The sequence below is a fragment of the Actinosynnema sp. NPDC059335 genome (genome assembly GCF_042752395.1).
Lineage (GTDB): Bacteria > Actinomycetota > Actinomycetes > Mycobacteriales > Pseudonocardiaceae > Actinosynnema.
Genome location: NZ_JBHYXZ010000287.1, coordinates 1 through 4,582 on the forward strand (window position 1 = coordinate 1; position 4,582 = coordinate 4,582).

4 protein-coding genes are annotated in these 4,582 nt (G+C 71.5%); 1 reads left to right on the top strand and 3 read right to left on the bottom strand.

Features of this window, described 5'->3' with window-relative positions; translation table 11 throughout:
• Nucleotides 1-121: 121 nt before the first annotated feature.
• The 3 genes from moeZ to ACFXGA_RS39645 form a co-directional block, all read right to left on the bottom strand.
• Nucleotides 122-1,294 (bottom strand): adenylyltransferase/sulfurtransferase MoeZ, encoded by a 1,173-nt coding sequence (moeZ, locus tag ACFXGA_RS39635; RefSeq protein WP_378098173.1) that lies wholly within the window; start codon nucleotides 1,292-1,294, stop codon nucleotides 122-124.
• A 100-nt stretch (nucleotides 1,295-1,394) separates the two neighbouring features.
• A complete protein-coding gene (locus ACFXGA_RS39640) occupies nucleotides 1,395-2,435 on the bottom strand; it encodes a DUF3152 domain-containing protein (protein ID WP_378098176.1) in 1,041 nt (346 codons plus the stop codon).
• A 91-nt stretch (nucleotides 2,436-2,526) separates the two neighbouring features.
• Nucleotides 2,527-3,510, bottom strand: coding sequence for an alpha/beta fold hydrolase (locus tag ACFXGA_RS39645; protein ID WP_378098179.1), 984 nt, complete (start codon nucleotides 3,508-3,510; stop codon nucleotides 2,527-2,529).
• Nucleotides 3,511-3,649: 139 nt separating this feature from the next.
• Here ACFXGA_RS39645 and ACFXGA_RS39650 point away from each other — a divergent pair, with 139 nt between their 5' ends.
• A complete protein-coding gene (locus ACFXGA_RS39650) occupies nucleotides 3,650-4,297 on the top strand; it encodes a TetR/AcrR family transcriptional regulator (RefSeq protein ID WP_053716225.1) in 648 nt (215 codons plus the stop codon).
• Nucleotides 4,298-4,582: the final 285 nt, after the last annotated feature.

Sequence of the window (4,582 nt, forward strand, 5' to 3'; positions counted from 1 at the left end):
ACCGCCGCCTGGCACCGTTTTTTATACGCCCCCGGGTGGGGGGTGGGGTCGGTTCCGCCCCCCCGGCGGGCCGCCCCCGGCGGCCCCGGCGTCGTTGGGTCCGGTTGTCGCTGTTGTCCGGTCAGTAGGTGGGGAGGCTCGGGTCGACTTCGCGGGCCCAGGCGAGGACGCCGCCGCCCACGTGCACGGCGTCCTTGAAGCCGGCCTGGTGGAGGACGGCCAGGGCCTCGGCCGAGCGGGCGCCCGACTTGCAGTGCAGGACGACCTGCTTGTCCTGGGGCAGTTCGGCGAACGCCTCGCCGGAGAGGATGCGGTCCTTCGGGATCAGGACCGAGCCCGGGATCCGGACGATCTCGTACTCGTGCGGCTCGCGGACGTCCACCAGCAGGAAGTCCTCGCCGCTGTCCTGCTTCTGCTTCAGCTCCAGCGGGGTGATGGTGTTGCCGGCGGCGGCCTGCTGGGCGTCGTCGGAGACCACGCCGCAGAACGCCTCGTAGTCGATCAGCTCGGTGATCTTCGGGCTGTCCGGGTCCTTGCGGATCTTGATGGTGCGGTACGACATCTCCAGGGCGTCGTACACCATCAGCCGGCCCAGCAGCGGGTCGCCGATGCCGGTCAGCAGCTTGATCGCCTCGGTCACCATGATCGAGCCGATCGACGCGCACAGCACGCCCAGCACGCCACCCTCCGCGCACGACGGCACCATGCCGGGCGGCGGCGGCTCGGGGTAGAGGTCGCGGTAGTTCAGGCCCTGGCCGTTCGGCGCGTCCTCCCAGAAGACGCTGACCTGGCCCTCGAACCGGAAGATCGAGCCCCACACGTAGGGCTTGCCCAGCAGCACGGCCGCGTCGTTGACCAGGTACCGGGTGGCGAAGTTGTCCGTGCCGTCCAGGATCAGGTCGTAGTCGCGGAAGATGTCGAGCGCGTTCTCCGAGTTGAGGTGGGTCTGGTGGAGCACCACCTTGACGAACGGGTTGATCTCGGCCACCGAGTCGCGCGCCGACTCGGCCTTCGGCCGGCCGATGTCGGACTGGCCGTGGATGACCTGGCGCTGGAGGTTCGACTCGTCGACGACGTCGAAGTCGATCACGCCGAGCGTGCCGACCCCCGCCGCCGCCAGGTAGAGCAGGGCCGGGCTGCCCAGGCCGCCCGCGCCGACGACCAGGACCTTCGCGTTCTTCAGCCGCTTCTGCCCGTCGACCCCGACGTCCGGGATGATCAGGTGGCGGCTGTAGCGCGCTACTTCTTCCTTGGTCAGCTCCGCTGCGGGCTCCACGAGCGGCGGAAGCGCCATCTGAGTCCTCCTCGACGAAACATGTCCTCTACCGACGGACAACACCAGCCTGCCCCCACGTCTTCCCCGATGGGAAGTCGTCCCAAGGCGCGGGACGCCCCTACTGGGGCGCGACCGGGAACGGGTTGGGCGTGCACACCAGGCCGTTGGCCTCCACCGCGTAGCGGTTGCTGGAGTCGACCGCGTTGAGCTGCGCGACGTAGTCGTTGGCCACGCCGAACGACTGCTGCATCATCACCGGCGCGGCCTTGCCGTTCTCCTTGCAGCCCTCGTGCGGGTTCTTCAGCACGTGGCCGACCTCGTGGTTGATCGCGTAGGTGCGGTACGCGCTCAGGTCGCTGCCGTAGACCTTGCCGCCGCGCACCCACCGCGCGGTGTTGATGACGACCCGCTTCGAGGCGCTGTGCCAGCACGACGACTCGAACTGGATCTGGAATCCGCACATGGCGTGCGTGGTGCTGGTGGTGGTCAAGCTCACCGTGAAGTCGACCGGTTCGCCCTCGACCCGCTGCATGGAGACCTGACCGGTGCCGATCCAGCTGCGCGGGTCGGCCAGGATCCCGTCGACCGTCCGGGCGAACGCCTCGCGGTCGCCGTTGTAGTCGCCCGGCTCGACGCCGTCCTCGATGGCGATCGCGTACTTGTAGAGCTTCCCGCCGGTGCCGGCCGGCTGGGTGGAGCCCGGCACCACGGCCCACGTGCCCGCGCCCTGCTCGGAGAACTTCGGCCCGTCCGGCAGCTGGGCGGTGGGGAAGTTCTTGAGGTCGATGTCGACCGGCGGCTTCTCGGTCGCCTCGGGCGGCCCGGAGGAGGTCTCGGTGGTCGCCGACGAGCCCGCGCCCGTGTCCGCCGACGCGTTCGTCGCGCCGCCGCCGCTCGGGGGCGCGGCGGTGTCCAGCACCACCAGGGCGGTGAGCACGAGCAGCACGGGCACGGCGTAGATGCGCCACCCGTAGTTCGCGATCAGCCCCTTCACGCCCGTGCGGCGCTTGCGGCGCCTCCGGCCGCCGGGTTCCCAGGACGCGGCCAGCGGCTCGGCGCCGGTGCGGCGCGTGCCGCGGCGGTAGCGGTCTTCGGACAGCGACGGCCGGTCATCAGCGGGCGACGCCGGTTCACGCTCGCCCTGCGACGTCCGGTTCACGGCAACCAGGGTGCCACAACCGCACCCCGGGAGCGGATTCCAGGTGACCTGTGCACCACCGACCGGCTGAACCGGTCACCACGGACGGGTGTCACCACAGGTCACGTTCGACCGCCTCCCACATGCCCACCACGGCGCGCGCCACCGACACCGGCCGTTCCATCTGCGCCACGTGCCCGGTGCGCGGCAGCACCAGCAGCCGGCCGCGCGGGATGAGCCGCGCCACCCGCGGCGCCTTCCGCACGCTGACCAGCTTGTCCTCCGTGCCCCACACGACCAGCGTCGGCGCGGTGATCCTCGGCGGCAGCAGCCACATGGACCTCGACCGGGGCACCAGCCACGTGCGGATCAGCTCGATCGTGCTGCGGCTGAGCGCGTTGCCCGCCCACGCCTGCGCGGACCGCTCGGTGTACTCGGACTCGCTCTCCTCGATCCGGTTCGGCGGCACCGAGTCGGGGTCGGCGAAGCAGAGCCGCAGCATCTGGTCGGTCCGCTCGCGCGGCGTGACCGCCGCCAACCGCTCCCGCACCCGCGCGCCCACGACCGGCAGGAACGCGAGCGGCAGCCGCCGGTCCGACACCCGGCGCAGGCTGAGCCGGAGGTCCGGCACCGCCGGCGACACCAGGGTCAGGGTGCGCACCAGGTCGGGCCGCAGGGAGGCGGCCATCAGCGTGATCGCGCCGCCCATCGAGTTGCCGAACAGGTGCACCGGGTCGCCCCCGAGCGACTCGACGTACTCGATGACCACCCGGGCGTGGGTGGCCATCCGGAAGTCGTAGCCGTCGATCGGCTCGGACCGGCCGAACCCCGGCAGGTCGAGCGCGTGCCCCTCGACGTGCTCGCGCAACTGGGCGGCCAGGTCGGTCCAGTTCGTCGACGAACCGCCCAGGCCGTGCACGTAGACCGCCTTGGACCCGGCCGGTCCCGGGGTGCGGCGGACGTGCACCCGGTGCCCCCCGACCTCGACGTAGTCACCAGGCCACGGCTGGATCGTTGTGTCCAGCGGAGGTAGTGGCGTGGTGGACAGGGGCACGTGCGTGATGGTGGTCTTGCGGGCCTCCAGCGTCTCGGTCACCACCCCAGGATGCCTCCCGGGAGTCCTACGAAACGAGAAGCTTTCCCGGAACGCTGCTACCAGCGAGTAAGGTTGCCGACGAGCCGGAGGGGCAACCCCTTCTCCGGTTCCGCTATGTGATTGGTTGGCTGGAGGCACCATGACGGAGACGGCCCAGACTGCGGTCGGGCACCACGGCGGCGCGGCGGGGCGGGGTGTACGGCTCCCGCGGACCGCTCGACGTGCCCAGTTGCTGGCCGCGGCGCAGGACGTGTTCGTGACCAACGGCTACCACGCCGCCGCGATGGACGAGATCGCCGAGCGGGCGGGGGTCAGCAAGCCGGTCCTCTACCAGCACTTCCCCGGCAAGCTCGAGCTGTACATGGCGCTGCTGGAGTCCCACGTGGACGAGCTGGTGAACCGCGTGCGCGGCGCGCTGGCGTCCACGACCGACAACAAGCAGCGCGTGAAGGCCGCCGTCGCCGCGTTCTACGACTTCGTGGACGGCGAGGGCCAGGCGTTCCGGATGGTCTTCGAGTCGGACCTGCGCGGCGAGCCCGCCGTGGCCCGCGCCGTGGAGCGCGCCACGACGGACAGCGTGGAAGCCATCACCGACACGATCACCGCCGACGCCGGCCTGGACGAGCACCGGGCCCGCCTGCTGGCCGTCGGCCTGGTGGGCCTGTCCCAGGTCACCGCCCGCGCCTGGCTGGCCGACGACCGCAAGCTCGCCAAGGAGGACGCGGTCGCCCTGATCTCCAACCTCGCCTGGCGCGGAATCGGCGGCGGCTTCCCCCTCCAGCACTGACCCCGCACCGACCCCTGAGTCGCGAGTCCTGGGCCCCGAGCCCTTCGGGCATCCGCCCGCGCCGGACCCCTCAGGCATCCACCCGCGCGGGTGAGGGCGGCCCCGCAAAAGGGCCCACACCAGCCACTACGCGCCCGGCCACACGACCGCGCGCCGCCTTCCCCCGCCCCACCACGCCACGCCAACGACGCCTTTCCCAACGAAGGGCTTCGTGTCATCCCGCCGACCTGGCGCAGCCCTACCGCGCGTGTCAAGGGGGCACCTCCCGCCCAACCGCACCTGACG